The sequence below is a fragment of the Agaribacterium haliotis genome (assembly GCF_002312815.1).
In the GTDB taxonomy this organism is placed as follows: Bacteria; Pseudomonadota; Gammaproteobacteria; order Pseudomonadales; family Cellvibrionaceae; genus Agaribacterium; species Agaribacterium haliotis.
The window spans coordinates 25,515-51,734 of sequence record NZ_NKQJ01000009.1 but is presented as its reverse complement, the minus strand read 5'-3'; the positions used below and the strand labels follow the sequence as shown (position 1 = coordinate 51,734).

Annotated in this window: 26 protein-coding genes; 21 read left to right on the top strand and 5 right to left on the bottom strand. The window is 49.6% G+C overall.

Features of this window, described 5'->3' with window-relative positions; translation table 11 throughout:
• Positions 1-11 precede the first annotated feature (11 nt).
• The 4 genes from pstB to CFK45_RS11525 all read left to right on the top strand — a co-directional run bounded on the left by pstB (position 12) and on the right by CFK45_RS11525 (position 3,394).
• Positions 12-872, top strand: coding sequence for a phosphate ABC transporter ATP-binding protein PstB (gene pstB, locus CFK45_RS11540; RefSeq protein WP_096086597.1), 861 nt, complete (start codon positions 12-14; stop codon positions 870-872).
• A gap of 69 nt (positions 873-941) precedes the next feature.
• A complete protein-coding gene (gene phoU, locus CFK45_RS11535; RefSeq protein ID WP_096086596.1) occupies positions 942-1,664 on the top strand; it encodes a phosphate signaling complex protein PhoU in 723 nt (240 codons plus the stop codon).
• Between the two features lie 315 nt (positions 1,665-1,979).
• Positions 1,980-2,912, top strand: coding sequence for a porin (locus CFK45_RS11530; RefSeq protein ID WP_096086595.1), 933 nt, complete (start codon positions 1,980-1,982; stop codon positions 2,910-2,912).
• 248 nt (positions 2,913-3,160) lie between these two features.
• The gene (locus CFK45_RS11525; protein ID WP_096086594.1) at positions 3,161-3,394 is read left to right on the top strand and encodes a hypothetical protein; all 234 of its coding nucleotides are present in this window, start codon (positions 3,161-3,163) and stop codon (positions 3,392-3,394) included.
• Positions 3,395-3,677: 283 nt separating this feature from the next.
• On the opposite strand, the gene CFK45_RS11520 is transcribed toward CFK45_RS11525, so the two are convergent.
• On the bottom strand, positions 3,678-4,946 hold the full coding sequence (locus tag CFK45_RS11520; protein ID WP_239923655.1) for a M48 family metalloprotease: 1,269 nt from the start codon (positions 4,944-4,946) through the stop codon (positions 3,678-3,680).
• A gap of 103 nt (positions 4,947-5,049) precedes the next feature.
• On the opposite strand from CFK45_RS11520, the gene CFK45_RS11515 reads away from it, so the two are divergent.
• From CFK45_RS11515 to CFK45_RS11485, 7 genes are all read left to right on the top strand, one after another.
• Positions 5,050-5,532 carry a DUF4265 domain-containing protein gene (locus tag CFK45_RS11515; protein WP_096086592.1) on the top strand — a complete coding sequence of 161 codons (483 nt, stop codon included), beginning with the start codon at positions 5,050-5,052 and terminating at the stop codon, positions 5,530-5,532.
• A 23-nt stretch (positions 5,533-5,555) separates the two neighbouring features.
• Positions 5,556-5,939: a CidA/LrgA family protein gene (locus CFK45_RS11510; RefSeq protein ID WP_096086591.1), complete on the top strand. Its 384-nt coding sequence runs from the start codon at positions 5,556-5,558 to the stop codon at positions 5,937-5,939.
• Positions 5,932-6,639, top strand: coding sequence for an LrgB family protein (locus CFK45_RS11505; RefSeq protein ID WP_158224680.1), 708 nt, complete (start codon positions 5,932-5,934; stop codon positions 6,637-6,639). Before CFK45_RS11510 ends, CFK45_RS11505 begins: the two co-directional genes overlap by 8 nt.
• Before the next feature lie 111 nt (positions 6,640-6,750).
• Positions 6,751-7,185, top strand: a complete 435-nt coding sequence (locus tag CFK45_RS11500; protein WP_204378463.1) for a globin family protein — start codon at positions 6,751-6,753, stop codon at positions 7,183-7,185.
• Between the two features lie 114 nt (positions 7,186-7,299).
• Positions 7,300-8,079 (top strand): peroxide stress protein YaaA, encoded by a 780-nt coding sequence (gene yaaA / locus CFK45_RS11495; RefSeq protein ID WP_096086589.1) that lies wholly within the window; start codon positions 7,300-7,302, stop codon positions 8,077-8,079.
• A 36-nt stretch (positions 8,080-8,115) separates the two neighbouring features.
• Complete coding sequence (locus CFK45_RS11490; protein ID WP_096086588.1) at positions 8,116-8,970, top strand: response regulator; 855 nt, start codon at positions 8,116-8,118, stop codon at positions 8,968-8,970.
• A gap of 85 nt (positions 8,971-9,055) precedes the next feature.
• The gene (locus CFK45_RS11485) at positions 9,056-11,443 is read left to right on the top strand and encodes a fatty acid cis/trans isomerase (RefSeq protein WP_204378462.1); all 2,388 of its coding nucleotides are present in this window, start codon (positions 9,056-9,058) and stop codon (positions 11,441-11,443) included.
• A 135-nt stretch (positions 11,444-11,578) separates the two neighbouring features.
• On the opposite strand, the gene CFK45_RS11480 is transcribed toward CFK45_RS11485, so the two are convergent.
• Positions 11,579-13,147, bottom strand: a complete 1,569-nt coding sequence (locus tag CFK45_RS11480; protein ID WP_158224679.1) for a phospholipase D family protein — start codon at positions 13,145-13,147, stop codon at positions 11,579-11,581.
• A gap of 221 nt (positions 13,148-13,368) precedes the next feature.
• Here CFK45_RS11480 and CFK45_RS11475 point away from each other — a divergent pair, with 221 nt between their 5' ends.
• The 4 genes from CFK45_RS11475 to CFK45_RS11460 all read left to right on the top strand — a co-directional run bounded on the left by CFK45_RS11475 (position 13,369) and on the right by CFK45_RS11460 (position 16,597).
• On the top strand, positions 13,369-14,025 hold the full coding sequence (locus CFK45_RS11475) for a DUF938 domain-containing protein (RefSeq protein WP_239923653.1): 657 nt from the start codon (positions 13,369-13,371) through the stop codon (positions 14,023-14,025).
• 18 nt (positions 14,026-14,043) lie between these two features.
• Complete coding sequence (locus CFK45_RS11470; protein WP_096086585.1) at positions 14,044-15,105, top strand: alkaline phosphatase D family protein; 1,062 nt, start codon at positions 14,044-14,046, stop codon at positions 15,103-15,105.
• A gap of 25 nt (positions 15,106-15,130) precedes the next feature.
• The gene (locus CFK45_RS11465; protein ID WP_096086584.1) at positions 15,131-16,084 is read left to right on the top strand and encodes a DMT family transporter; all 954 of its coding nucleotides are present in this window, start codon (positions 15,131-15,133) and stop codon (positions 16,082-16,084) included.
• 78 nt (positions 16,085-16,162) lie between these two features.
• Positions 16,163-16,597 carry an FKBP-type peptidyl-prolyl cis-trans isomerase gene (locus tag CFK45_RS11460; protein ID WP_096086583.1) on the top strand — a complete coding sequence of 145 codons (435 nt, stop codon included), beginning with the start codon at positions 16,163-16,165 and terminating at the stop codon, positions 16,595-16,597.
• Positions 16,598-16,671: 74 nt separating this feature from the next.
• Here CFK45_RS11460 and CFK45_RS11455 read toward each other — a convergent pair whose 3' ends face one another.
• Entirely contained in the window at positions 16,672-18,732 is a 2,061-nt protein-coding gene (locus CFK45_RS11455) for a beta-propeller domain-containing protein (protein WP_158224678.1), read from the bottom strand.
• A gap of 188 nt (positions 18,733-18,920) precedes the next feature.
• Here CFK45_RS11455 and CFK45_RS11450 point away from each other — a divergent pair, with 188 nt between their 5' ends.
• From CFK45_RS11450 to CFK45_RS11425, 6 genes are all read left to right on the top strand, one after another.
• The gene (locus tag CFK45_RS11450; RefSeq protein WP_096086581.1) at positions 18,921-19,910 is read left to right on the top strand and encodes a MipA/OmpV family protein; all 990 of its coding nucleotides are present in this window, start codon (positions 18,921-18,923) and stop codon (positions 19,908-19,910) included.
• A gap of 2 nt (positions 19,911-19,912) precedes the next feature.
• Positions 19,913-20,323 carry a DUF3019 domain-containing protein gene (locus tag CFK45_RS11445; RefSeq protein ID WP_096086580.1) on the top strand — a complete coding sequence of 137 codons (411 nt, stop codon included), beginning with the start codon at positions 19,913-19,915 and terminating at the stop codon, positions 20,321-20,323.
• Between the two features lie 14 nt (positions 20,324-20,337).
• The gene (locus CFK45_RS11440) at positions 20,338-21,051 is read left to right on the top strand and encodes a response regulator (RefSeq protein ID WP_096086579.1); all 714 of its coding nucleotides are present in this window, start codon (positions 20,338-20,340) and stop codon (positions 21,049-21,051) included.
• The gene (locus CFK45_RS11435) at positions 21,048-22,298 is read left to right on the top strand and encodes an ATP-binding protein (protein WP_096086578.1); all 1,251 of its coding nucleotides are present in this window, start codon (positions 21,048-21,050) and stop codon (positions 22,296-22,298) included. Before CFK45_RS11440 ends, CFK45_RS11435 begins: the two co-directional genes overlap by 4 nt.
• A 50-nt stretch (positions 22,299-22,348) precedes the next feature.
• On the top strand, positions 22,349-23,095 hold the full coding sequence (locus CFK45_RS11430; RefSeq protein ID WP_096086577.1) for a metallophosphoesterase family protein: 747 nt from the start codon (positions 22,349-22,351) through the stop codon (positions 23,093-23,095).
• Positions 23,096-23,394: 299 nt separating this feature from the next.
• Positions 23,395-23,997, top strand: coding sequence for an FMN-binding negative transcriptional regulator (locus CFK45_RS11425; RefSeq protein WP_096086576.1), 603 nt, complete (start codon positions 23,395-23,397; stop codon positions 23,995-23,997).
• A 273-nt stretch (positions 23,998-24,270) separates the two neighbouring features.
• Here CFK45_RS11425 and CFK45_RS11420 read toward each other — a convergent pair whose 3' ends face one another.
• Together CFK45_RS11420 and CFK45_RS11415 are read right to left on the bottom strand one after the other, a co-directional pair.
• Entirely contained in the window at positions 24,271-25,086 is an 816-nt protein-coding gene (locus CFK45_RS11420) for a hypothetical protein (RefSeq protein ID WP_096086575.1), read from the bottom strand.
• Positions 25,087-25,139: 53 nt separating this feature from the next.
• A complete protein-coding gene (locus CFK45_RS11415; RefSeq protein ID WP_096086574.1) occupies positions 25,140-26,159 on the bottom strand; it encodes a hypothetical protein in 1,020 nt (339 codons plus the stop codon).
• Positions 26,160-26,220 lie beyond the last annotated feature (61 nt).

Here is a 26,220-nt window from a genome sequence, read left to right as displayed (position 1 = left end):
GAGTACTAGTTATGACTGAAGCTGCATTAAAAGAAGCCAAACAGCCTTCCGAGATTAATCTTGAAAGTGGCCCGGATGCGGGCGAGCACCAGACCGTAGGCGCTCCGTTTCACGACAACGCCAAGATTACCGTGCGCAACGTAGATGTTTTTTACGCCGATAAACAGGCCGTATTTGATGTCAGCCTCGATATTGGCAAAAACGAAGTGATTGCGATGATTGGCCCGTCGGGCTGCGGTAAATCGACGTTTCTGCGCTGTTTAAACCGCATGAATGACACCATCGATATCTGTCGTGTCACCGGTTCTATCAAGCTTGAAGAAAAAGAAATTCTCGATACTAAGATCGACGTTGTGCCGCTGCGCGCAGAGGTCGGCATGGTGTTCCAGAAACCCAACCCGTTTCCGAAAAGCATTTACGACAACGTTGCCTACGGCCCGCGTATCCACGGTTTGGCTTCGCGCCGCTCTGAGCTCGACGAGATCGTTGAAACCTCGCTGCAAAAAGCCGGTTTGTGGAACGAAGTTAAAGACAGGCTGCACGCACCTGGCACCGGCCTTTCCGGCGGTCAGCAGCAGCGCCTGTGTATCGCGCGCACCATTGCGGTCAGCCCCGAAGTGATTCTGATGGATGAGCCGTGCTCGGCGCTGGACCCAATTGCAACTGCAAAGATCGAAGAGCTGATTGCCGAGCTCAGTGAAAACTTCACTATTGCCATTGTTACCCACAGCATGCAGCAGGCGGCGCGGGTCAGTAACCGCACCGCGTATTTCCACATGGGTAAACTGATTGAAGTGAACGAAACAGAACAGGTCTTTACCAACCCGGATCACAAGCTGACTGAAGCTTATATTACGGGTCGTTTTGGTTAAGAACTTGTATAGTTAGTAATATAACAAGAACAGCAGCGCCCAAGCGCCAACGCAGCTACTGGAGTAACTATGGACACGCTACATTTAGATCAACATATTTCCGCTCAGTTTAATGAGGATCTCGAGCACCTGCGTACCAAGCTGCTCGAAATGGGTGGTTTGGTTGAAGACCAGCTCAAAGACGCGGTAAAAGCTATAGAAACCGCCGATGGTGCGCTGGCTGAGAAAGTGATCGAAACTGAAAAAGAAGTCGATCAGCGCGAGATGGCGCTCGACCAAGAGAGCATTACCATCCTGGCGCGCCGCCAGCCCGCCGCTTCCGACTTGCGCCTGGTGATGATGGTTACCAAAGCAACCCGCGACCTCGAGCGGGTTGGCGACGAGGCCAATAAAATTGCCAAAATGGCAATTGCCTTAAATGCGGAAGGCAGTGATGGTGGCCGCGGTTATGTTGAGCTGCGCCACCTCGCCGCCAATGTTATCCGCGTCTTAAACACCGTGCTCGATGCTTTTGCCCGCTACGATGTTGAGTCGGCCATGGACGTGGTGCGCGAAGACAAGATTATCGATACCGAATACAAAAGTGCGGTGCGCGAAATGATCACTTATATGATGGAAGATCCGCGCGCAATTAGCCGGGTGATGAACATTATGTGGGCGCTGCGCGCGCTCGAGCGCATCGGTGATCACGCCCGCAACATTGCCGAACAGGTGATTTACCTTGTGCACGGCACCGATGTCAGGCACATCTCGATTGGCGATATAGAAAGAGCGCTGGAGTCTAAGCGCTGATGCTTGTTTGTACTTGCTGATCAATCAAAAGGCGCCACTTGTGGCGCCTTTTTTGTTTTCAGTGTTTTTGTGCTTCAGCTTGATCCAGGTTAAGGCTCTTTTTATCTGCGATAGCCTAGGGCCTGTAAAAATTTTAACCTTCGCGGCCAAAGCTTAACTGGCTGTTTTTGCTTAATTAGTCTGGATTTCTTAGAAATATCAGCTTTGTAACAGTTCTGTAATATAAGCTAAATATATTTGCCCAAAATTTGTCATTTAACGTTCATTAAACAGTAATACCAATCTCAATTGGATCGAGCACTGAGGAGTGTGACTATGAAAAAGCTGGCATTTATCCCTGTTGCCATGATGGCGGCCGCTGGTGCCTACGCTGAGCCAAAGCTTTACGGTAAAGCAAATGTAAGTCTGCAAAATGCAGACGAAAATGACAGCAGTGTTGTTGAGCTCAAGAGCAACGCTTCTCGCTTGGGTGTCAAAGGCGATCACGCTATTGAAGATACTAATCTCAAAGGCGTGTATCAGATGGAATTTGAAGTTGCTGTCGACGATGGTCAAAACAGCAACGGTGAAACCTTCAGCCAGCGCAACATTTTTGTTGGCCTGCAAGGCGGTTTTGGTTTGGCTAAAGCCGGTAAGTTTGATACTCCGCTGAAAGTTGCCCAGAAAAAAATTGATCTGTTCAACGACCTTGAAGGTGATATCAAGCACATGATCACCCGCAACGACAACCGCCCTTCTAATATCGTGCAGTACAGCTCACCTAAGCTCGGCGATGTTGTTGGCCTGAACGCCGCGGTCATTGCCAGTGAAGAAGAAGACGTCGACAACGGTTTCAGCGGCTCGGTAACGGCTGAATTCTCCGGTGTTTATCTGGCAGCAGCCTACGATACCGGTGTTGAGAGCGAAGAAACTGACGTTGCCCGCTTGGTTGCACAGTGGAACTTTGCTGCATTCCAACTCGGCGCTCTGTACGAAATGATGGAAGTTGACGGCGGTGATTCAAACAACAGCTGGATGCTTTCTGCCCAGTACAAAATTAACAACTGGGCACTGAAAGCTCAGGGCGGTGCCGCTGATGTGGTCAAAGACTACGATGACACCACGACTTACAGCCTCGGTGTTGACTACAAGTTCAGCAAAAAGCTGAAGACCTTTGCTTATTACACCAGCAACGACTTCACTGGTGCCGACGATGGCATCGAAGGTGACGCGTCTTACTTCGGCCTCGGTACTGAGTTGAAGTTCTAATTCTGAGCTAACGCTTCCCCCTTTATTGGCCCCTCCCGGCTCTGTGCCGCGAGGGGTTTTTTATGTTCTGCAGCCAGGCGAGCGCTGCACAGCACTGTCGAAAAGCAGCGAGAGTCATGCATTGCAGAGCGGCGGCCCTAGTCTAAACTGTTATAAGCCTGCGCGGTTTAACAACATCTGCGCTAAATTATTTTCAAACCAACTCGTTGCAACAACGATCCGAATAATTCGGTACTTAGGGGGCAAATATGAGCAAGCTTAAGAGATTTGCTGCAAGTGCTTTATTTACACTGGTGGCGGCAATGCTACTTAGTTTGAGTGCTTGTGAAGGCAAAATGCAAAAGATGAGCAATCAAGAGCTTTCGCAAAAACGAGCCGAGTGCATACGCCAGAACCCGACATCGCCCGGGCGCGTTACCGCTTGTGAGAACATACGCAAAGAGTGTGAAGCCAGGCGAGCAAAAGGCAATTACGCCTGCTGATTTGCTGTTTTAAAGAAGGGCCCATAGCTGTTGATTCTGCTTTGCCCTCTAGTGAATAAAACGCCGCTTTGTTAGCGCAATGTTGTTCACTTAAGTGCAAGCTTGCCGGAACGAAGCTGATGCGGGCTTTCTTGGCACGCCGTAAACCCATCCATGGGGGCTTCGCCGCCGCATCCTTGCGGCAGAGACCCAATCAAACCCACTTCAGCTTCGCTCCTACCATCTCGTTCCATCATTAGGTGAACTGTGTTGCGCTTTGTTAGCGGCGTTTTTGTAATGGCCCTTAATTGGCGCCGAGCTTTTGTAATTCAGCTTGAGCCTTTTGCCCGAGTTCGCCGCCGGCCTGAGCCACCTGCTGATAATACTTAGTGGCGGCGCTTTTGTTGTTTGCGCGCTTTTCTATATTGCCGAGTTCCCAGTAGGCGAGCTGGGTTGGCAGTTTTTTCACACTCTGTTCAAACGCGGCTTTGGCCGGCGCATCTTTGCCCTGTTCGACTAAGGCCATGCCTAGGCCGAGATTGTTGGCAAAATAATCCGGGTTTAAACGTGTTGCCTGCTTAAAGCTCTGTTCGGCTTTGCTGTTTTTTTTCTGAGCCATATAAATTTGGCCCTGGGTATTAAAAAACATCGCCTCTTTGTTTTGCATTTTTATCGCCGCAGCAACGAGCTGTTCAGCTTTGGCCCACTCCTTATTGGCGGCCGCTTTTTGTGCCTGTATGTTTTTGTCGTAGGCCGGCTGGTCTTTGCGTATCTGCGCAGTGGCCCGCTGGTAACGATCGCGGTAGCGCTGGCCCTTTGGCAGGGTTTTGGCCATCTGTTTATTTTTGGCAACACGCTCCTCGGACGGCGGGTGGCTGGCCAACAGTGAGCTGAACATATCGCTCTTTTGGCCCTGGCTGAGTTTGACAAAGGTCTGTTGCAGCTCAACGGCGGCCTGCGGCTCGTAGCCGGCCTTGGCCATGTATTTCATGCCGTATTTGTCGCTCTCAAGTTCCTGGCTGCGGCCGTAGTGGGCCTGATAAAGCTGGGCCCCGCCCATTGCGCCCGCTGCAATTAAGCCGGCGTAATCGCTATCTGATGAAGCCGCGGCTATGCCAACAGCGGCGGCGCCAGCGCCGAGCACTTGCTGTTGTGTCATTTTCTGGGCGCCGTGGCGAGCGGCGGCGTGCACGATCTCGTGGCCCATCACGGCGGCGAGCTGGGCTTCGTCGTCGAGCTGAATCAGCAGGCCGCGGTTAATGGCGATTTTGCCGCCGGGCAGGGCCCAGGCGTTGGGCACATCGCTGTTCAGCACAACAAATTCATAGGGCAGTTCTTTGCGGTCACTGACGGCGGCAAGTTTTTTACCGACACCCTGAACGTAGAGGTTGAGCTCTGGGTCAACCGTGTAAACACCACCTTGCTGCTGCTGAGAGGCAAGGTAGTGCTGCTCGCCGATGGAGACTTCCTGTTGAGCGCTGACCAGGCTGAGCTCGCTTTTGCCGGTGACGGGGTTGACCGCGCAGGCCTGGAGGGCCAACAAAAGGCTGGTAATAGTAATTAGACGAAACACCTGTATTCTCCGTTAAATTCCAAGGCTTTTAATATCGTAGACGACGGCTTTGTCGTAGAATCGCGCCGATTGTAACAATTGAGCGTTTACAGGCCCTACAAAAATGAGTGATTTACAGGTAATTAGCCTTTTTGCCGGCAAGCGCCCCGACGGCGAAGATGTGGTTGAACAGATACGTGTGAAAGCAACTGATAACAACAGCTTTATTGTTGTGCAGAGCCCCGCGTTTATTCAGGGCCTGGCCTCCGGCGACGAAATTGCTTTTGATAATAAAGACAACAGCTTTGAGCTGCTCAAACACAGCGGCAACCTCGCCATTCGCATCTTTGCGCGAACAAAAATTGACGAGATGAAAGACAACCTTGTCGGAGCGCTCGAAAAGCTCGGCGGCGAGCTCGATTTTAGCAACGAGCGCATGATGATTTTCAGCATTCATGTCAGCTGTGGTTTTAAAGAGATCGAAGCCATACTCAACCGCCATATCGGCGAAAAAACTCACAGCGCCTGGTTTTACGGCAATGTCTACGACCCGGCTGACGGCACAACGCCGCTAAACTGGTGGCTCGAACTCGATAAAGAGCAGTAGCCCGATGGTGGCGGGGGCGAGCCGTGTTTAAAAAACTCCGTGCGTTTATTTACGCCGCCTTTGGCATCGCCCTGAGTTTGGCCTGCGGGCACCTGCTTGCATCGGTATTGGGCCTGTTACCCGCTTCACTGTGGGGCATGCTGATTTTTTCCGCTTATCTCGCTTTGCCTGTGGTGCCAAGCAAAAAACTCGGCAGCGCCATTGATGTGGCGATGGTTTATATGCCGCTGGTATTTTTGCCTATTTGTGTTGGCCTTGTGCAATACGGCGATATTGTCAGCCGCTTAGGTTGGAAAATCCTGTTGATCGGCGCCAGCTCTACACTGTTGCTGATTGTTGTACTCGGTATGATAAGTCAGCGCTTACTTATTCGCGATGTATTGCCCGATGGGGCTGAAGATGACTGAGCCCTTGCGCGAGCTGCTTGTGGCTGTGCTGATGCTCGGCCTGACGCTGGGCTGCTTTTTACTGTGGCGCAAACTGCAGCGCGCAACAGCCTGGGCGTGGCTCAACCCGCTGTTAATGAGCATTGCCAGCGTGATTCTGTTTTTACTGTTAACAGGCATCAGCTACGAAAGTTATTGGCTCGGCGGCCAGGTACTTGGCGCCCTGGTTGAGCCGGTTGTGGTAGCGCTCGGTTATCCGCTTTACAAACAGCGCAGGCTTTTTTTTAGGCACTGGCGCGCCCTGCTCGCTTCGTCGTTTATTGCGGTGTTTCTATCGCTGACCAGTCTCACCCTGCTCGCGCGTCTGGCGGGTATCGATAACACTGTGTTGCTTAGCTTGGTTACTTTAAATGTCACCACCGCCGTGGCGATGGAAACCAGCGCAGCGATGGGTGGGCTCGCTTCACTCGCGGCCATCTGCGTGATGATTGCCGGCTTTACCGGTGTTGGCCTCGGCCAGTGGGCTCTGAAGCGCAGCGGCGTCAGCGATGAGCGCGCTGTTGGCATCGCCATTGGCGCCGGCAGCCACGCCCTCGGTGCGGCGACACTTACCGCTCGTTCGATGCAAAGCGCTGCTTGGGCTTCGGCCTCACTGATACTCTGTGCTCTTTTAACAGCCTTATTTGCCCCGCACTGGGTGCCGTTTTTATTAAGTCTTTAGACATCGCTCATAACAGGCCCTAGTATTGATCGCGCGCAGCCTGCCAGTGGCCACCTTGGGCTATAACAATAATGCGGCAGACTAAGTCTTAAATATAAGGAAAGCGCTGATATGAGCCCTATGCATGCGATGGGACGAGCACCGGCTTATGAAACTCTGTTTGACCAGAGCTACGAGCGCGTGCGCAGGAACAGGGTGTTTGACAAGGATTTCTTCGACACCTTTTACGACAAGTTTTTGCCGAGTTCGCCCGAAGTTGCGCAGAAGTTCCGCAATACCGATATGGCCAAGCAGCGCCAAATGCTGGAAAAGAGTTTTTACCATTTGCTTGTGTTTTACGCCTCCGGCGATGCCGACGACTATATGCAGCGCATGGTCGCCAAGCACGGCCGCCACGGGGTGAATATTCCCGACCACCTCTACGACCTGTGGATGGATACCCTGATAGCCACCGTTAAAGTCTTTGACCCAGAGTACAGTGACGATGTTGCCCTGGCCTGGCGCCTGGTGCTGGCACCGGGGCTGACTTATATGAAATACCGCTAGCGTTAACAGGCGCAAATGAAAAGCTAAGAACGTGCAAAACACTTTGTGCTGAGCCCAGATATCGCCGCGCGGCAAGCTTGTTATAATTGGCCTTTTTCAGCCTAAGGCCCAGACATGCTCAGCGTAATTAGCCCCGCCAAAAATCTCGATTTTGACAGCCCGGTACCGAGTAAAAAAAGCAGCAAAGCGCAGTTTCTTGAGCACAGCCAGCAGCTGATCGATGAACTACAGCAGCTTGCCCCTCACGATGTCAGCGAGTTAATGGGCATCAGCGACAAACTCGGTGTGTTGAATTACGACCGTTTTCAAGCCTGGCAACAGCCAATTAAAGGCAAAGATGCGCGTCAGGCGGTGTTTGCGTTTAACGGCGATGTTTACACCGGTCTCGACGCCTACAGCTTTGACGACGACGATCTGGCTTTTGCGCAAGAGCAGCTGCGCATCTTAAGTGGCCTCTATGGTTTGTTGCGGCCTTTGGACTTAATTCTCGCCTACCGCCTGGAGATGGGCACCAAGTTTCAAAACGCCGGTGGCAAAGACCTGTATGAATTTTGGGGCTCAAGCTTAACCGAAGCTTTAAACAAGCAACTTAGCAAAACTAAAAGCGCTAGCTTAGTTAATCTCGCCTCGAACGAATACTTCAAGGCCGTTAAGAACAAAGAGCTGCAGGCCGAGATTATTACGCCGCAGTTTAAAGACTTAAAAAATGGCCAGTACAAGATCATCAGCTTCTACGCGAAGAAGGCACGTGGCCTGATGAGCGCCTATATTATTAAGAATCGATTGCAAAACGCGGATGATCTGCTCGCCTTTGACAGCGCCGGCTACGCCTACAATGAGAGTTTAAGCAAAGCCGATCAGCCTGTGTTCACCCGCGATCAAGCCCCCAGCTAGGAGAGGCCTGCGCCCTCCTAAATAAGGAGTAGGCGCATGCCTTTTAAAGTACTGGTTGTCGACGACGCCAGTTTTGTTCGCGATACCATTAAGCGCCACCTGCGGCCGCTGATTCCCGATCTTGAAGTACACGAAGCGCCCGACGGCCGCCGCGCCTGTTCCCTGGTTAAAACTAAGCAGCCGCAGTTAATACTCAGCGATTGGGAAATGCCAGAGATGAGCGGCGCGCAGTTTCTGCAGTGGCTGCGAAGCGAAGACGCCTACAAAAATATTCCGTTTATTATGGTCAGCTCGCGCGGCGACCGGGAGTACGTTGTTGCGGCGATTAAAGCCGGGGTCAACGACTACCTCAGCAAACCTTTCACCCCAGACGAGCTGCACAAAAAAGTTATCAAACAACTAAAGCGCCTAGGCTATCGCCCACCTAAAAAAGCCCAGGCCGCATCGATGCAAAGCTCGGCGGACATACTTACCGGCAGCGCGGTCAGCGCCAAACAGGTGATCAAACCGCGTGCGATTAAAGATGCGGGTTTTGGCAAGGCAGCAGAAAAAGCACCGGCAAAAGCCGCCTCGCCTAAATCGTCAACGTTTTCGGGCTCGGCTGTGCTGCGTTTTGCCAAATACAGTTTGAACTGTGAAGTCAGGGAACTAAGTTTGCAGGCGATTAACGGCCTGGTCGAGCGAAAAGAAATTATTCCCGCGCTGTTTGATCAAGTAAGCGTTGATATCAGCGATGCCGACGGCAATGCCCTGGCCAGGGTAAACGCCTATGTACACGCCATCATCGCCGCCGAAAATCGCCCCGATGCAGAAAAACTTAAGCTGACGGTGCGTTTTGTCGACAACGATGCCGAAAAATTTGAAGCGCTGAGCAAGGCCATTGCGCTTTAAAAGGTGTTATCAATAAAAATCCCCGCGCTAGCGTAGTAAGATGCACGATTTCGAGTGCGTGTTAACTGCTTTGGGAGGCAAGGTTTTGTTTTTACAACAATCGAATGCGGGTCATAAATTCGTCGTATATACGGTGTTGCTGATCAGCCTAGCTGCATGTGCCAGCTTTGCTAAAAATATCTACAGCGAGAAATTTGGCCCCGCTGAACCACGCGAACACCTTGTGCAAGAATTGCCGAGTGAAGCCATTGATTATTGGCAGGATGTAAAACCAATTACCGATAGCCGCTGCCTTGTCTGCCACGGTTGTTACGATGCGCCGTGCCAGCTAAAAATGAGTTCGATTGAAGGTATAGAGCGCGGTGCCAGTAAAATCAAAGTGTATAACCCCACACGCCTGACAGCCGCCGAGCCACTGCGTTTACATGAAGACTACCAGGGTGTGAAGCAGTGGCGCGAAAAAGGCTTTTATCCAGTATTAAATGAGTTTCAGAGCACCAGCCCCGAAGCAAATACCCAGGCCAGTTTGCTCTATCGTATGCTTGAGCTTAAAGACAAGCACCCACTGCCGGCACAAGCACTGTTGCCGGAAGGTATGGATGTCAGCCTTAACAGGGCTGAGAGTTGCCCGACGATAGAAGAGTTTGATAAATACGCTGAGAAAAACCCATCCTGGGGCATGCCTTTTGGTTTACCTAATTTAAGCGACGATGAATACCTGACTTTAATAAAGTGGCTTGAACAGGGTGCACCCTACGTCGCCCGGGCGCCACTTGAGCAGGTATATCAAACAGAAATCAACAAGTGGGAAGCCTGGTTAAATCAAGATGGCTACAAAGCCCAACTGTCGGCGCGCTACATCTACGAGCACTTATTTTTAGCTCATCTGTATTTTGATGAACTTAGTAGCGATGCTGGCGTGCCCAAATATTTTAAACTGGTGCGCTCGTCAACGCCGCCCGGCGAAAAAATAAAACAAATTGTAACGCGCCGCCCTTTTGACGACCCGGGTGTGCAGCGTGTTTATTATCGCATTGTTCCAGATCTTGAAACCGTTGTGGCCAAAACTCACATGCCCTACAAGCTTGATCAGGCGCGTATGCAGCTTTGGCAGGAATTATTTATTGAGGCCGATTTTGAAGTTGATCAGCTGCCCGGCTATGACATTGAGCAAGCAGCAAACCCGTTTAAAGTCTTTATCGACTTACCTGTGCGCTCGCGCTATCGTTTTATGCTTGCAGAGGCCATGTTTACCGTCAGTGGTTTTATTAAAGGCCCTGTATGTAAAGGGCAAACGGCGCTTAACGTCATCAACGATCAGTTTTGGGTGTTTTTTGTTAACCCCGATGCACCCCTGTACAACCACAGTGAAAGCTTTCTGGCGACCCAGGTTGATAACCTGGAGATGCCCGCAGCAAAAGACAATATCTACCGCCCTATTACCAATTGGAATCGTTTTTCTAAAAAAGAGAAAGCCTATATTGATGCCAAGCTGAAGTTTGTTGAAGAGCGGGTCCAGCAGGGTTTAAAGCTTGACATAAATGTGGTTTGGGATGGCGATGGCAGCAATGCAAATGCCGGTTTAACGGTATTTCGCCACTTCGACAGCGCTACAGTAAAACAGGGTTTGCTTGGGCCTAAACCCAAGACGGCGTGGGTAATTAATTACCACCTGCTTGAGCGTATCCACTACTTACTAGTTGCCGGTTACGATGTCTACGGCAATATCGGCCACCAGTTGTTAACACGCACTTATATGGATTTCTTGCGCATGGAAGGTGAATCTGGCTTCTTAATGTTATTGCCAGACGACAAGCGCGATGCCGAGCTCGCCTACTGGTATCGCAATGCCGACGATAAAGTCAGAGAGTTTATCCAGTTTGATCGTGTTGAAAACTTAGTACCTAGCAACATCACTTACCAAACGGACGACGTGAAATCAGAGCTGTTTGATATGTTAAAAGCGCGCCTGGCACCGGTGTTAAATCGTCACCACGAACTTGATGCGATGCAGGATCAGAAACTCGCTAAGCAGCTGCAAGCTCTAAATACTATTGAAGGTGAAAAGCTCAGCCAGTTTAGCCAAAACTCGGTACTGGAAGTTCAAACTGAGTCCGCTTCAGTTTATTTCAGTTTGCTTAAGCACAACGCGCACATGAACATGACTTCACTGTTCAGTGAACAGAAAAACCGGGTACCGACGGAAGACAAGCTCTCCGTACACCCAGGTATTATCGGTGCTTACCCCAATACCTACTTTAAAGTTTCCAGCCAGCAGCTGGACAACTTTATTGACGACTTTGCTAAAGCCTCTAATAACAGTGAAAGCTACAGCGCGTTTATGGAGCTCTACGGCGTGCGTCGCACCAATCAACAGTTCTGGCCCTACAGCGATAGGCTACACAAAAACTATAAAAAACAAGACCCGCTTGAGTTTGGCGTACTTGATTACAACCGGCTGGAAAATCGATAGCTAAACGTTGCTAAGCTGCACATAAGTTCTCCCGCTAAGGCCTTTTAACTAAAAGGCCTTTTTTATGTGACTTTTTATTGTGGATCTCTTTTATCAATGGGCCTCAAAGGGCTTTTTTAGTATGTTTCGCAAAGATTATAACTGTGATTCTCCGGGAAGTAGGCGCATAAAACCATTCTTAAATCTATCCCACCACGAGCTATATGGCTCTTTATCAAATTCAATCAGCTGACCATTTTTGCCTTCGCGTTGCCAGTGCAGTTTGCCGTCGACTAAACGTACTTCAAACGCAACTTGTTTAATATTTTTCTCAAAGTCATCGGCCAATTTAGAAGCTAGTTCCGGTGACAATATCACCGCGCCGATTTCGGTATTTTCAACAACAGAGCGTGGGTCCAAATTCAAAGAGCCGATAAAAGCGTGGCTGCGATCCATAACAAAATACTTTGCGTGCAAGCTTGCTTGAGAGCCCTTTAAGCCTTCGCGGGTACGCGAACTCTTATTTCTCGCATAGTCTTGTTCAAGTAGTGTTTTATCGAGCTCATATAATTGTACTCCCGCGTTGAGCAGGTCTTTTCGATATCGGGAATAGCCAGCGTGAACCACAGCAACGTCATTAGAGGTCAACGAATTAGTTAAGATGCGAACCTGTACGCCGCGTTGTTGAAGTTCGTTAAAAAAAGCGACTCCCTCTTTGCCCGGGACAAAATAGGGGGATATAACAAGTAGTTGCTGCTTAACCGACTCGATATGCGGTACTAGCCTTGGGGCCATATGAAAGTGGGTTTGCTCTCTGTCGCTCGATATTTTTTGAGGATCATCGTAGAGCACTTCAACTTCACCCCAAAAATAGTTGTTCTTGGCGTTTTTAGTTCGCTGGATAATGCCACTGTTGCGCAAGCGCTCAAAGTAGATATTGTCGCGATTGCGCTCGACAAAAGCTTGCATGCGCTTTTCAACATCGTCGAGTTCAGCTTGAGTAGGCTGGTGCTTAGCCAGCGTACTGACCGGGTAAGCGAGCTTATCATTCCAGTACAGATCAAACTCGTTGCTGACTTCTCGCGCAGCCGGGTTGGTAAGCGTTACGTCCAAATCACCAAAGGCCATATTTGGATTTGCATCGAAGTACTCATCGCCAATATTGCGCCCACCAATAATGGCAAGCTGATTATCTGCAATCAGCGCCTTGTTGTGGGCCCTGCGGGTAACTGAACCAAAGCGGGTCAAGAATTGGCCAGTGCGGCTTTTACCGCGAATAAACGGGTTAAATAGACGGATTTCAATATTCGGGTGAGAGTCGAGTATGGCCAGGTCTTTGTCTTTGCCGGCCATGTCCATATCGTCGAGTAGCAAGCGAACTCTTACGCCGCGTTCTGCGGCTTTCCACAGCTCGTAAGTAATGATGCCGCCACTTAAATCACTGTGGTAAAGGTAGTACTGAACATCAAGTGATTGCTCTGCGAGCTTAATTAGCACCAGGCGCGCAACCATTGCATCTAAGCCGTTATCCAGCAGTAACATGCCGGTTTTATCAGCGGCTATTGCATCTTTCTCTCGCCGCTCATCAACACTGTGAGCGAGCAGGCTATCGCCCGTATCGAGTAAAGCAGAGCTGCTTATTTGCTGCTTGTTTTCCGGCAAACTTGCGCACGAAGCTAAGCAAATTAGAAAAACTACAAACAGTGTTTGTTTGAGCTTATGCATTATTGAACCCATGGATTCAGCTCCGTCAGATAAAAACCCTTATTGTAGTTCAGGCCTTGCTTATGAAAAATCGTTTTAGGCCGTTTACCAGGCCCTAGTATCTTGCTGTTTTCATAGATAGATACCAGCTCTATTAGTGCCGTTTGCAGTTCTATGGCATGCTAGCCGGCCAGCTTTAAAGTATCTGAAAACTATTTATTCCCAAAACTATTCGCCAAATTATGCCCAAAACTATGCCCAATCAGGATCAGCTTTATCAAGACGGCCGCCCTTTCAGCCAGGCCTGTGAAAACAACAAGGCCCCAATTGTAGCTATTTTGCGCAGTGCTTTTGCACCGAGTAAAAAGGTGTTGGAAATAGGCAGTGGCACCGGTCAGCACGCTGTATATTTTGCTAGCGAATTAGCACATCTGTGTTGGCAGCCTAGCGACCGGCCCGAATATCACGCCGGGCTTAAGTTTTGGTTAAACGACTATGCGGGCACAAATATGCTGCCGCTGGTGAGCCTGGATATCGAAGACAACAGCTGGCCGGCTGATTTTGATGCGGTGTTTTCCGCCAATACGGCCCATATCATGAGTTGGCAACAAGCCCAGCTTATGATTGCCAAAGTCGGTGCCAAACTTCCGGATCAAGGCATGTTTGCTCTCTATGGCCCCTTTAATTACGGTGGTGAGTTTAGCAGTGAGAGCAATGCGCGCTTTGAGCAGTGGCTAAAACAAGGTGGTGCCCACCAGGGCATACGCGATCAGGAAGCGGTTGTGGCCTGTGCTGAACAGGCAGGCATGACTTTGGTCTGTGATCATACGATGCCGGCAAATAATCGCCTGTTAGTTTTTAAGAAGATGCAACGACCAACAGGCGGGCGTATTTCTTAAAATTATTGTGGGGCTTTTGTGTTTAGAAATCTCAGTCTTTTAAGTTTTTTGTTTGCTATTTTATTGATGAAGTCGGCCCAGCTGTTCGCGGCCGACGCCGTTATTGAACTAGATTCCCCCGGTGCTGATGAGCTTGTTATTGCTTTTGGCTCGTGTAACGATCAAAACAAAGCGCAGCCACTTTGGCAACAGATAAGCAAGCAAGGCGCCGCAGCATTTATTTGGTTGGGCGACAATGTCTACGCCGATACTGATGACATGCAGAAAATGGCGAAGATCTATGCGCAACAAAAGCAAAATCCTGAATACCAGCGCTTTGTACAAAATACCGCTGTTTTTGGCACATGGGATGACCACGATTATGGTGTAAATGACGGCGGCGCCAGCTTCGCAAAAAAACAGCAAAGTGCCGAGCTGTTGCTCGATTTTTTAGATGTGCCGGCAGACAACCCAGCGCACAAGCGCGAAGGTGTGTATCAAAGTTATTTATTGAATACTGAACTCGCTCGCATCAAGCTTATTTTGCTCGATACTCGTTATTTTCGCTCCGAGCTTAATAAACAGGGGCGAACAACACTAAAAAATGATCAGGGTACAGTGCTTGGTCAGGATCAGTGGCAGTGGCTTGAACAAGAACTACAAAATAACGATGCCGAGCTTACTGTATTGGCAAGCAGTATTCAGGTTTTACCAAGCGAGCACCGCTTTGAAAAGTGGGATAACTTCCCCAAAGAGCGCAAGCGCCTGCTTGACTTGCTGCACCGCTACCAGAAAGAAAACCCGAAAAATAACTTGGTGATTATCAGCGGCGACAGGCATATGGCGGAAATTAGCCAGCTAAATTACCAAGGCCTTACGCTAACTGAAATCACCTCAAGTAGTTTGACTCACGGCTTTTTCTTAAAAAGACCGGAACAAAACAGCTATCGTGTTGGCAAGCAGGTTTACCAGGAAAACTACGGTGTGCTGAGATTGCATAAAAGTGCTGAAGGCTTAAAGCTGCGCGCGGAAATACATAGTCAAGCGCCGGCTTCATCGAAGACTAAGCTTGATGGCCTTGCTGAAAGTATCGCACTGTGAGTAGTACGAAAAGGCTGAGATTTGTATGAGAATTTTTTTCCTGCTGCCTTTGGTGCTTGTATTTTTTGCTGCGAATAGTTTGTTGTGTCGCGCGGCGTTAAAGAGCGCAGAAACGAGTGCCGATGCCATTGACCCTGCGAGTTTTACATTTATACGCCTGTTCTTTGGGGCCTTGGCTTTAGTTTTGTTGATGTTACTGGGCGGTAACTTTCGCCAGCAACTTCAACAATTAGAATTTAAACAGAAGAATATTTACCAGGCTTGTTGCCTGGCCGTTTATGCGCTCGCATTTTCATTTGCCTACGTAAAGCTCGATGCCGGTTTGGGGGCGCTACTGCTATTTGCTGCTGTGCAATTGAGCATGCTTTTGGTTTCGGCCTGTCGCGGGCAAAAGCCGCAGCGTTTTGATTATCTCGGCATTGCTCTGGCACTTATTGGTTTATTTATACTGGTAGAGCCGACAGCGCTTAGTTCAGGTGTTGGCACTGGCACTGGCACTGGCACTGGCACTGGCACTGGTGTGACAGTCGGCGCCGGCATCAGTAGCATCAATAGCACCAACAGTATCGATATGCTCGCGTTGTTATTGATGCTCGGCAGCGGTGTGGCCTGGGGGCTGTACAGCCTTGCCGGCAAAGGCAGCCTCAATGCGCGCGCCGACGTTACTTCGGCATTTTTACTTGCACTACCTCTTGCGCTACCAAGTTTAATATTGCCGGCGCAGCTGCATATCAGTGCAACAGGCTTAGGCTTGGCGGCGCTATCCGGGGCACTGTGCTCAGGCCTCGGTTACGCTTTGTGGTATGCGCTGTTGCCGTCGTTGCGCACCCAGTTTGCCGCGGCGTCGCAGCTGGCTGTGCCGCTGTTGGCGGCATTTTTGGCCTGGCCGCTGCTTGGCGAGCCGCTGAGCTGGCGTTTTTTGCTGGCGAGCTTTTTAATACTTGGCGGCATCGCCTTAACGTTAAAGCGCAAGCCGTAAAGTAGTGTTAACAGTAGCCAACAACGGGGTTCTTTTTTATCCGCTACAATTGCCGGCCAAGAATTTAAGGCAGTAACAATGAGCCGAAAAAAAGATAAAAAGGCAGGCAAAGGCAATGCCGGCCAAAACCGCAAAAATAGTAGTGACTTTCTCGCGAAATATTTACAAAAACCGGGCGTGCAAACGACTGGCTCCGGCCTCGCCTACCGTTTTATCGATCAAGGCAGTGGCACTCAGCGGCCCACAGATTTTGACAATGTTGTTGTAGAACAGCGTTTGTTATTGGCCGATGGCACTGTTATCAGTGATACCTATCGCGAGGGGCAAGCCGAGGCATTTGCAGTTGAGCAGGCGATAGATGGTTTGCGTGAGGGTTTGCAATTGATGCCGCTGGGCAGTCGTATGGAATTACTGGTGCCGCCGGAGCTAGCCTGGGGTAAAAAAGGTAACCGCAGCAAGATCGGCCCAAATGCCTTATTGTTTTTTGATCTGCGTTTACTGGAAATTAACTGATGCAGTGTGCAGGCTTGTAAAAAAAGCGGCCCCGTTGGGCGGGGCCGCGAAAAATAGAGCACGGCAGTTGTGCTCTAGTTGGGATCGTCGACTAGCACGCCGCCCCAAGATCCGGTCCAGACTTGATCGCCACTTAAGAAAAACACAGTGTTGTTGTGTAAAACACTGCGCTGAGCTTGCGGCTGCCAGAGCTGGTTGTCGCTATCTACGCGAAAGTGGCCCAGCTCGTTCAGCAGGGCTGCCTCGGCTGAGGCGTTTTTGTTTTGCAACTCAAACATATAGAGCTTGGCACTGGATGCGCGCGATGAGCTGTTGTAGAGCCGGCTTGGAATGGCAATGCGATCTGAGTCTTCACCGGCAAGGTAGGTAAATGCGTGGCGCTGATAGCTCGCTTCGGACCACTCGTAATGAGTGCCATCGCCGAGAAATAGCTTGCTTAAGCTCTGTGGTGCGGAGATATCACTGACGTTAAACAGTTCCAGCTTGAGTTGGTTTTGCTCAAGCCCAAAGCCAATTAATAAGCTGTTGTTGACCGGGTGCAACAGCTCGTTAAAACCGGGAATCTCGAGTTCACCGGCAATGCGCGGCTGTTCCGCATTACTTAAATCAAAGACATAGAGCGGGTCAGTTTGCTCAAAGGTCACCGCGTAGGCCCTGTCGCCAAAAAAACGCACGCCGTAGAGATCTTCGTTGGCTTTGCCAATTTCCGCTGGTTGTTCGGCATTTGGCAAACTCGCAATCACATTTAGCTGAACTTGGCTGGTATCTTCTTTTAATAGGTGTAGGTGGTGGTCTATCCAGTCGTTTTCATCCTGCTGCCAGCTCGAGGTCAGCAGCCGCAGTACACCCTTGTGCTCGTTGATGCGGAACTCGCTATTGCCGTGCAGCCAAAGCGCGCCTTCGACGGTTGCCGAACCGCGATAGTTTAATGCGCTCTGTTCGGCGCTATTGGCCGCGAGTGCAAACTTGTGAATGCTGGTTTGTTGTTTTTCCCAGTCCAGGCCTGGGGCCGTCAGGTACAGGGAATTAGCGCTGATATAAACGCCGCTGGCCGGTGCGGCGATGCAGTAACTGCGTGTTTGTTCGGGCGCATTGAGCTCAATAGCGGTGACGGTAGTCAAGGTGGCTTGGCCAATAAGCGCATCGGCTTTGTCGTTTAGGGCCATGCAATTATTGGCTTCAAACAGGTTCTGCTGCTCGCCGTTGATGTTGATCTGGGGTAAATGTTGGCCAAGCTCTAGTTCGTTAAGGGCTTGCTGATTCTGCAGCCGGGCTTCGTCACTGGCCGGATACAGGCTAATACCCGGAAGCTGGGGTGTGTAACGACTCACTACATAGAGCGTTGAAGCAATGCGCCGGCTCTGCACCAGCGCCCCGTCTATCTGCAACTGCCACTGCTGCTGCAGTTGAGTTTTGTCAAAGCCGCGCACAGTAATGTGATTGTCGCTTACCCAGTTGGCAGCATCGATCCAGCTGTCACCCCAGGCGTAAAACTGCTGCTCTGTGCTCAGAGTAAGCACTTGCTTATCATCCAGATACAGGCCGTCGAGGTACTCGTTGTTCGGCAGCTCTATCTGGCCGTAGGGCTCGGTGTACTGCTGTTCGGCACTGGCGCTAAGCACTTTAACCGCAGGGCTATAAAAAACCGGGCAGTCGGCGCCGTCACACAAAGCCGGGTTATGTAACGCAGCACTGTCAAACGCAGCGCCGTTGTCGTGGCGATATTGCAGGGCGATATACAGCTGTTTGCCGTCGTATTTGATAATGTCGGCTTCGGCCACCCCGCTTTCAACGCTGTAGGTGCTCGAATAATTGTCGCTGCTATCTGCACTGGCGGAGTTTGCAGCGCCGGCCGCTTCAAGTGGTGCGGCCAGCATCACCGGCAGCGCCGAAGGCCTTTGGTACTGCTGCGGGCGGGCGCGCAGATAGTTTTTTTTGATTTTTTGCTCAAGCTCAGCCTGATCGGCAATTTTAACCAAAAAGCTGTTGCTGGTATCGCGCGCAACCGGGCTCAAGCCGGGTTCTGGCTCGACTGTGGCTGTGTCTTCGTTGCCGCCAGCGCCACAGGCGCCGAGCATGACTGTGCACAGTGCCGCAGTGAGCGGCAGCATCCGGCTGCGTAGTTGAAGCTTCATGGTCCGTGTTCCGCTAATCATTATTGTTACTGCGTGAGTTTGATGGGCACAGAGTCTACTCAGCTTCAGCACTGACGTCTGTTGCGCTTTTGTAGCAGCTGCTAGCACTTGGGCTCGCAATACAACTGCAACAAAGTTGATACAAAAAATCAGTGGTTGTTGCGCGGGCCCGGGCTTATGCTGCGTTTATGTTTGCAGTACTTCGCCCTTTTACCCTGTTATTTCTTCTGCTCAGCTATAGCGCTCAGGCCGAGTGGTATGTTGCGGTTGCGCCCGGTTTGGGCCAGCGCACCCAGGCGCTAGTTGGCCAGGACGATCAGCCGCTGTATCTGAATGTCGATTTTGCCTGGTATGGCAAACGCTTCTTTTTTGATAACACCGATGTTGGTGTGTTTGTGCTCGACGGTGAGCGCTGGTCGTGGAATGTGTTAGCCGAGCTGAACGACGAGCGCGGTGTGCTCAGCGACCTCGCTGATATGGGCATTAGCATAGGCGGGCTCGCCGGGGTTGAGAGCTACGCCGCCGATGCACCGGAGCCGGTTTTCTCTCCGGCGCCAGCCGACCCGATAGAAAGTGATCAAGTCTTTGGTGACGGCGACAGCTTTGGGCCACAGCTCGTGCCCGACCCGCAGCCAGATGCGCCGAGCGAAGAACCCGAGCTCAAGCAGCCGACAACAGACGAGCGCTTGGCTGGGCCGCAGCAACTGAGTATGGAAATAAGCCTGCCGGACCGAGATCAATCCGTGCTTGGCGGCACTGAGTTCTTATATGAACTCGGCTCTGACAGCAGTTATTGGGGGGATGTCTATGTCGCCGCACTGACCGATATCAGCGACAAACACAGAGGCAACAAAATAAAGCTCGCCTACGCCTACAACCTGATACTCGGCCGCTGGCACGTACAGCCCGGGTTTGAGCTCAACTGGCTCGACGCCAGGCTCGCCAACTATTATTTTGGTTTTGATGCCGCAGATAGCGGCAGCGACGATCTGCAGTATCAACCGGGAGCCTCGCTAAATAGCGAGTATTCGATACTGATCAACTACGCTCTGAGCCCCCGTTTGTTTTGGGGCACGAGCTATCGATATAAACGTCTCGATGCATCCATTGTTGACAGCCCGATAGTAGAAGACGATGCTATCAGCACTTTTTTTACGGGTTTGAAATATAAGTTCTGACAATGAGAGCAAAGCTAAGAACTTTGCTCATGCTTTTGGTCTGCATCACCGCTGCCGGGACACAAGCTTCTGCTGAGCGAGCGCATCTGACTTTGTGGGTAAAACCCAAGCTCTGTCTCAGGTATAAAGAAAGCCAGCCCTGCAGCGTCGAGGTTCTTTTGAAATGGCAGGCCCGGGAAGCGGGCAACTATTGCATCTATTCGGCCCTGGCCGAAGCTGAGCCCCTGCGCTGTTGGCCCTCGCACGACGGCGGAGAGCATGAAGTCGAGTTACATATCAGTGAAGATTTGCAGTTCTGGCTCAGCGAGCCGGGCTCAAGCGTAAAGTTGGCGAGCGAGCTGCTCGAACTGGCTACGCTAGTCAGTGGCGGCAATAAGGCGCGCAGTCGCCGCCATATTTGGAACCTGATTTAAATAATAGGGCGACCATGAGCACCAGTAGTATTTTGCTTGTCGAAGACGACCTTAAACTCGCGACGCTAACGGCAAATTTCTTGCGCCAGCACGGCTACGAGGTGCAGGTGGCAGGAAGCTGCGCCGATGCGCTTCGCTGCCTCAGTGCCGCTGTTCCGGCACTTATCCTGTTGGACTTAGGCCTGCCCGATGGCGACGGCCTTGAGCTGTGTGCCGATCTGCGCCGCCACTACAGCGGCCCGCTATTAATGTTGACCGCGCGCGACAGCAGCGCCGAACAAATCGACGGCCTCGACGCCGGCGCCGACGATTTTATCTGCAAGCCAGTTGAGCCAATGGTGTTATTGGCCAGAGTGCGGGCGTTTTTGCGCAGACACCGGCCGGCCAGTTCCGCCGCTTCGCAGGCGCTGGAAATTAAATCGCTGAAAATTGTTCCGCGCTCGCAACAGGTATGGCTCGAGGGCCGCGAGATCAAACTCAGCAATTTGGAATTTTCGCTGCTGAGCCTGCTGGCCGAGCGCGCCGACAACATCGTTAGCCGCGATGAACTCTACCGCGAGGTCAAGGGTGTTGAATACGACGGCCTCGATCGCAGTGTTGATATTCAAATTTCCCGCCTGCGCAAAAAACTCGAAACTAAAAACAGCAATGCTAATGAAGCCGAGCACGGCACACGCATACGCACAGTCAGAAGCAAAGGCTATTTGCTGGTTTCGGAGGCCTGGTGAACAAGCCTCCAGCAGTAAAAGCGGATAAAGCTTTTAGTGGCTGGCGCACGGTTTTAAGTTTATTCAGTGTTTTACTGCTCAGTGTTTTTGTCAGCGATTGGCTGTGGTCTAAATGGCTGCAGCACGAAGATGATGTCTGGCTCGATACGGCCCTGGTGTTGATCGAAGCTCAGCTTCGTCACGGGGGTGCTGACAGCCTTGAGCAGCTCGACTTGGCCTATGATGTTCGTGTACACAAATACAGTGATGTGTATATTTCCGGTGCCAAGGCACACAGCAACGATCTGCAAATATTAAAAAAAGATGCGCAGCACTTTTATATTAAGTCTTTTCCCGAGCTTGAGTTGCAGCTGATTATCGGCCCGATTAGCCCGCCCCACTTCGGGCACCAGATTTTTTCAGTACTATTTTACCTGCTGCTGGCGTTTATTCTGTGGCTGTGGTTAAAACCGCTGCTCGCCGGCTTGGATAGATTGCGCTCAGCGATGCTGGCTTTTGCCCAAGACCACCAGCAAGAGCTTGAGTTGCCGGCCTCTTCCGAGCCCATTGCCAGCATGCAGCAGAGTTTTGAATACATGGCCGAGCAGATACGCTGGCTAATTAGCTGTCAGCAAGAGCTGACTCGCGGGCTTAGCCACGAGCTGCGCACGCCGCTGGCGCGAGCTAGTTTTTCACTGCTGGCTTTTGATGTAAAAAATGAAAAACAGCAGCAGGCGCTGCAGGCCATTAAAGACGACTTAAAAGAAATAGAAAACTTGAGCGCGGCGATGCTGAACTACAGCCGCCTGGGTGCCGCCGAACAGCTCGGCAGTGAGAAGCTAGCTGTTGCCGAACTGTTTGAGCAGCTTGCCGATGCGTTTATCTGGGAGCAGCCGCCGCAACTTTGCAGCGATTTTAGCGAAGGCCTGGAGCTTGTTGCCAACCCACTGTTAATTAAACTTGCACTGAGCAACCTGGTGGGCAATGCACGTCGTTTTGCGCGGCAAAAAATTACTGTCAGTGCCTGGCTCGAGAGCGGCGCTGTTATTATTGCAGTTAGTGACGACGGCCCCGGTTTAAGTGATGCTGAAAAGCAGCAGCTAAAACTTCCGTTTAAACGCAAGGCCGATAGCGCCGATTCCGGTTTTGGTTTTGGTTTGGGTTTGCCAACGGTGGAGCGAATAGCTAAATTGCACGGCGGCAGCATGCGCTTATTGGATGCTGAAGCTGGCGGCCTGAAAGTGGAACTGCGCCTGCCCCAGCGTTAGTTTGGCCTTTAACACCGCAGATAACTTATCAACAGCCGTAGGAATGGAATATGCGTATCGCGGTACTGTCGGACATACACAGTAATATCTTTGCTCTTGAAGCCGTACTGGCTGATCTCGCCGGAAGAAATATCGATCTAAAAATAAACTTAGGTGATATTCTCTACGGCCCTATAGCGCCACAACAGACTTACGAGCTGTTAATGCGGCACTCATTTATTACCATTCGCGGCAATCAAGACCGGCAAATATACGAAGCGAGCGAGGGTGAACTCGCGGAAAATCCTACCCTGGCGTTTATTCACAAACAATTAACACAGGCGGCGATAAATTGGCTTAAGCAGCTGCCGGCAAACCTAAATATCGACAACAAAATCTTTCTCTGCCACGGCAGTGCGCAGAGTGATCTTATTTACCTACTTGAAAACATAAAAAACGGCTCGCCCGAACTTCGCCAACAAAACGAAATCAAAGCGCTGCTTAGCGGTGTTGAACAGGCATTGGTCTTGTGTGGCCACAGCCATATCGCAAGGTCTGTTGCACTCAATAACGAGCAGTTAGTTGTCAACCCCGGCAGTGTTGGTCTGCCAGCTTATACCGATTTAGAACCTGTTGCCCACGCCATGCAAAGCGGCAGCGCGCACGCGAGCTATGCAATAGTCGACAACAAGCTTGGCCAATACTGTGTAGAGCATATTAAAGTCAGTTACGATCACCAACGCGCGGCCGCCTGTGCAGCTGCGAATGGTCGCGACGACTGGGCAGTTTGGTTAAGCAGCGGTAGAAGCCAGTTGTAAATAACAACACTAGGACCTGTTAACACTAATTAAATACGCTCTGCTGGAGCCTGAATATTCGCCCAGAAAGGCACTTTGAGCGCAGTTTAGCAAGCTAAATAAGCGATAAGTAACGCATCGGGGCGGATATTCAGGCCCAGCCCTTCGGGTTACGTCCCTCATCCCGCTCTCTGTGTTGTTTGTCGCTTATTTGGAGCAACCAAACTGCGCTCCAAACGCCTTGATAGCAGAATGAAGGGCGCAACAGAGTGCATTTAATTAGTGTTAACAGGTCCTAACGAGAACTTAATCGAGAGCTTATGCATATACCTGAGATATTTAAGGTTCAGGACAAAGAAAAACTCTTTGAATTTATTGAAAACAACGCCTTTGGCCAGCTTATCTCTTCAGTAGAGGGGCGAATATTTTCAACGGCATTACCGTTTTTAGTCGCCGAAGACAAAAAAAGCATTTTTGCCCACATCGCCAAAGCCAACGTTCAGCACCTTGAACTCAGTGGCCAGGAAGTTCTGCTCAGCTTTCAGGGCCCGCACGGTTATATCAGCCCCGCATGGTATGACACGGCCGGCGTGCCAACCTGGAATTACCAGACCGTACATATTTATGGTTGTGCTCGTGTATTTAGTGAAGCAAACAAACTTAAGTGGTTAGTTGAAGAACTAAGCAAAAAATATGAAAACAAAAAATCGGAGATTTTGGCTGAACAGCCGTGGGCCATCGAATACAAAAAATCAATGCTCGCGGCGATTGTCGGTATAGAAATTAATATTACTGAAGTTCAGGGAAAGTTTAAGTTAAGCCAAAATCGATCTTTAGCCGATAGAGAAAATGTAATGAATAAACTAAAACAAAACGGCAATAAAGAATTGGCGAAAGCGATGCAAGAAGAGCAATCGCAATAGAAGAAAGCTAAATTAGCGAGCTGTTGTAAAAAATCAACTGCGCTTGCGAGAGTAAAAACAAGCGCAGTTGTAGGGGAAGAAAAAAACTAGCCGGTCTCACCTCTGGCCCGGCCAGTAAAGCGTTACTTACAGACTAAGGGTAGCTGTAAGCTGGTAGGTTCGGCCGGCAACGTCGTAAAGTTAAGTATGATTATCGCTAGATGATGGCGTATGTATAAAGTATGTCGTTGAGAATATGTATAGAAAAATTAGTTATTTTTTTGTGATTTTTAATCATGGCCATCCAGTGTTTAGGTCCTGTATAATTATCCTTCTGCTTATTTCGTCTGGAGATGTAAGCCAATCCTGAATCAGGCTATCCACCTCAAGCTTATCTACCTCATCCAAACTTGTTGATAGTTCTTCTATCCTATCTAAAAATACCTCGTTATTAGAGGGGAAGGTGTTAATATAGACCTTAGACCAGAATAGTTTTTGTTTGTTATTGATAACTTCAGAATTATCGATAACATTTGAAAGAAGCTTAATTGATTGTTTGTTCCAGCTGGCAGATTTAGAAAGCCATTCATAGTGAGACTTAAACATAGGTGGGTAAGTAATAGCCAAGTAGTACTCTGCCTCTTTTTGATTGTCATTAATTGCTCTTGTGTATAACTCAATTAAATCATCAAAATCTTTAACTTTAATATTCTTGCATTTTTCATAAAGTGAGTCGTGAAAATCCTCATCCTCCTCTCCATAAGAGTAATTATCAACTAAGTAGTCATGCTTTTGATCATAACTAGCTACCGAGGAGCATAGTGCATTTATTCCGTGAAATGAATTTATTGATTTATAGTTTCGGGATTCTATTTCTTTATAAACTTTAGAAAAGTTAATGCTGGTAGTTTCCTCAAAACCAGAAACGTTTATGTGGGTATCGTTAGATTGGCTTGATGTCGATGAGATCTTTGCGCTTGCTTTGTTGGGGGGGGAGGTGATTTTTTCTTCGTATAAAGAAACGTTGTTGGTGCTAAAATAGACTTTACAAAAAACTAACGTAAGAAGTATAAGTGCTATAGAAAATGCCCGCTTAATATTGATAATCATAGAGATATTACACTGAAAAAGGCGCCTTTTTGTTGTTAAAGGCGCCTGCTTCTCTAGAATCTTAGGGTTACTTTCTTAGTGTTTGTCAGGTTGCCATCACTAACCGTCAATAAAACATCTTTTGCATACTTACCTTTGGCATATCGGTAGAAAGCAGGTGATATTTTTAAGTCATATATTCGCCCTGATTTAAGGGAGTTCCCATTTTTATCAGTCCAAGTATAAATTAGATTGTTTGTTGGAGTATGGGTATCAGTGGCATTGGCGGTAAACCATAAAACTAAAGGTAAATCACCCTGAGAGTTGGGATCGCCATCAATTCTCGGGCCACTGACCATATCGGAAATTTCTGGTTTTGTATTGGGTTCAATATCAACTTGAGCATAGCCGCAATCAGATATTTTTGTAGATTGGTCTGTAGGGCGATTAATGCCTGGGTAATCTGTAAATGTATAGCTGCTTAGCCATGCTGACTGGCTTTTCCCTCCAAAATTCATGACATATTTAGGCTCGTGCTTTTTTCGTTTTTCAATAAGTGTCGAGCTAGGATTGTGAGTGGATATGTCCCGATCAATCCGAAACCAATGTTGGAACTTATAAAACTGCCTGGTGCCAGCATTTTTATAGTTTTTGCTCTCGATTTCATAAGGTGTATTAAGAGATACCCTATATCTGTCGTATTCGTACTTTCCGCCAGGGGCCGTTTTTCCTGAATCGCGAACAATAGGAAAACTAGAAAAGCTAACAGTCAGAGAGTCTGGTTTCTTGGCGCCATTGATCCAGACACCTGTGTTGTCTATTCCAGATTTTTGACATGTTAAGATAGTCGATATTTTTGTGTTGCCATTCTCTAGAGTTGGAGTGTCTCCTTCATACACTTTTATGTTGGAGTCACTATAGGTTGGGGTGGAGTTCTTAATTAAGTTTCTTTGGTTTAAAGCAAGAGAGTACCACAGACTCTTTCCATTCAAGCTTGCGCTTATATGAGCATCTAGTGGTTGAGCATGTGCACAATTGGCCGCTACTAAGCTTGCGCATATAGAGATTTGGGTAACTAACAACGTTTTATTCATTTCCTTTCCTTGAATATGGGTGCGCCTTCTCTAAGGTCTTCGTTAATTTTGATGGCCTTAT

Coding starts and splice junctions, on each gene's coding strand:
- CFK45_RS11450 (WP_096086581.1), top strand. CDS start 18,921: ATGTTTGCAGTACTTCGCCCTTTTACCCTGTTATTTCTTCTGCTCAGC.
- CFK45_RS11490 (WP_096086588.1), top strand. CDS start 8,116: ATGCCTTTTAAAGTACTGGTTGTCGACGACGCCAGTTTTGTTCGCGAT.
- CFK45_RS11525 (WP_096086594.1), top strand. CDS start 3,161: ATGAGCAAGCTTAAGAGATTTGCTGCAAGTGCTTTATTTACACTGGTG.
- CFK45_RS11415 (WP_096086574.1), bottom strand. CDS start 26,159: ATGAATAAAACGTTGTTAGTTACCCAAATCTCTATATGCGCAAGCTTA.
- pstB (WP_096086597.1), top strand. CDS start 12: ATGACTGAAGCTGCATTAAAAGAAGCCAAACAGCCTTCCGAGATTAAT.
- yaaA (WP_096086589.1), top strand. CDS start 7,300: ATGCTCAGCGTAATTAGCCCCGCCAAAAATCTCGATTTTGACAGCCCG.
- CFK45_RS11455 (WP_158224678.1), bottom strand. CDS start 18,732: ATGAAGCTTCAACTACGCAGCCGGATGCTGCCGCTCACTGCGGCACTG.
- phoU (WP_096086596.1), top strand. CDS start 942: ATGGACACGCTACATTTAGATCAACATATTTCCGCTCAGTTTAATGAG.
- CFK45_RS11465 (WP_096086584.1), top strand. CDS start 15,131: ATGAGAATTTTTTTCCTGCTGCCTTTGGTGCTTGTATTTTTTGCTGCG.
- CFK45_RS11440 (WP_096086579.1), top strand. CDS start 20,338: ATGAGCACCAGTAGTATTTTGCTTGTCGAAGACGACCTTAAACTCGCG.
- CFK45_RS11425 (WP_096086576.1), top strand. CDS start 23,395: ATGCATATACCTGAGATATTTAAGGTTCAGGACAAAGAAAAACTCTTT.
- CFK45_RS11500 (WP_204378463.1), top strand. CDS start 6,751: ATGAGCCCTATGCATGCGATGGGACGAGCACCGGCTTATGAAACTCTG.
- CFK45_RS11515 (WP_096086592.1), top strand. CDS start 5,050: ATGAGTGATTTACAGGTAATTAGCCTTTTTGCCGGCAAGCGCCCCGAC.
- CFK45_RS11505 (WP_158224680.1), top strand. CDS start 5,932: ATGACTGAGCCCTTGCGCGAGCTGCTTGTGGCTGTGCTGATGCTCGGC.
- CFK45_RS11430 (WP_096086577.1), top strand. CDS start 22,349: ATGCGTATCGCGGTACTGTCGGACATACACAGTAATATCTTTGCTCTT.
- CFK45_RS11475 (WP_239923653.1), top strand. CDS start 13,369: ATGCCCAAAACTATGCCCAATCAGGATCAGCTTTATCAAGACGGCCGC.
- CFK45_RS11480 (WP_158224679.1), bottom strand. CDS start 13,147: ATGCATAAGCTCAAACAAACACTGTTTGTAGTTTTTCTAATTTGCTTA.
- CFK45_RS11420 (WP_096086575.1), bottom strand. CDS start 25,086: ATGATTATCAATATTAAGCGGGCATTTTCTATAGCACTTATACTTCTT.
- CFK45_RS11460 (WP_096086583.1), top strand. CDS start 16,163: ATGAGCCGAAAAAAAGATAAAAAGGCAGGCAAAGGCAATGCCGGCCAA.
- CFK45_RS11445 (WP_096086580.1), top strand. CDS start 19,913: ATGAGAGCAAAGCTAAGAACTTTGCTCATGCTTTTGGTCTGCATCACC.
- CFK45_RS11530 (WP_096086595.1), top strand. CDS start 1,980: ATGAAAAAGCTGGCATTTATCCCTGTTGCCATGATGGCGGCCGCTGGT.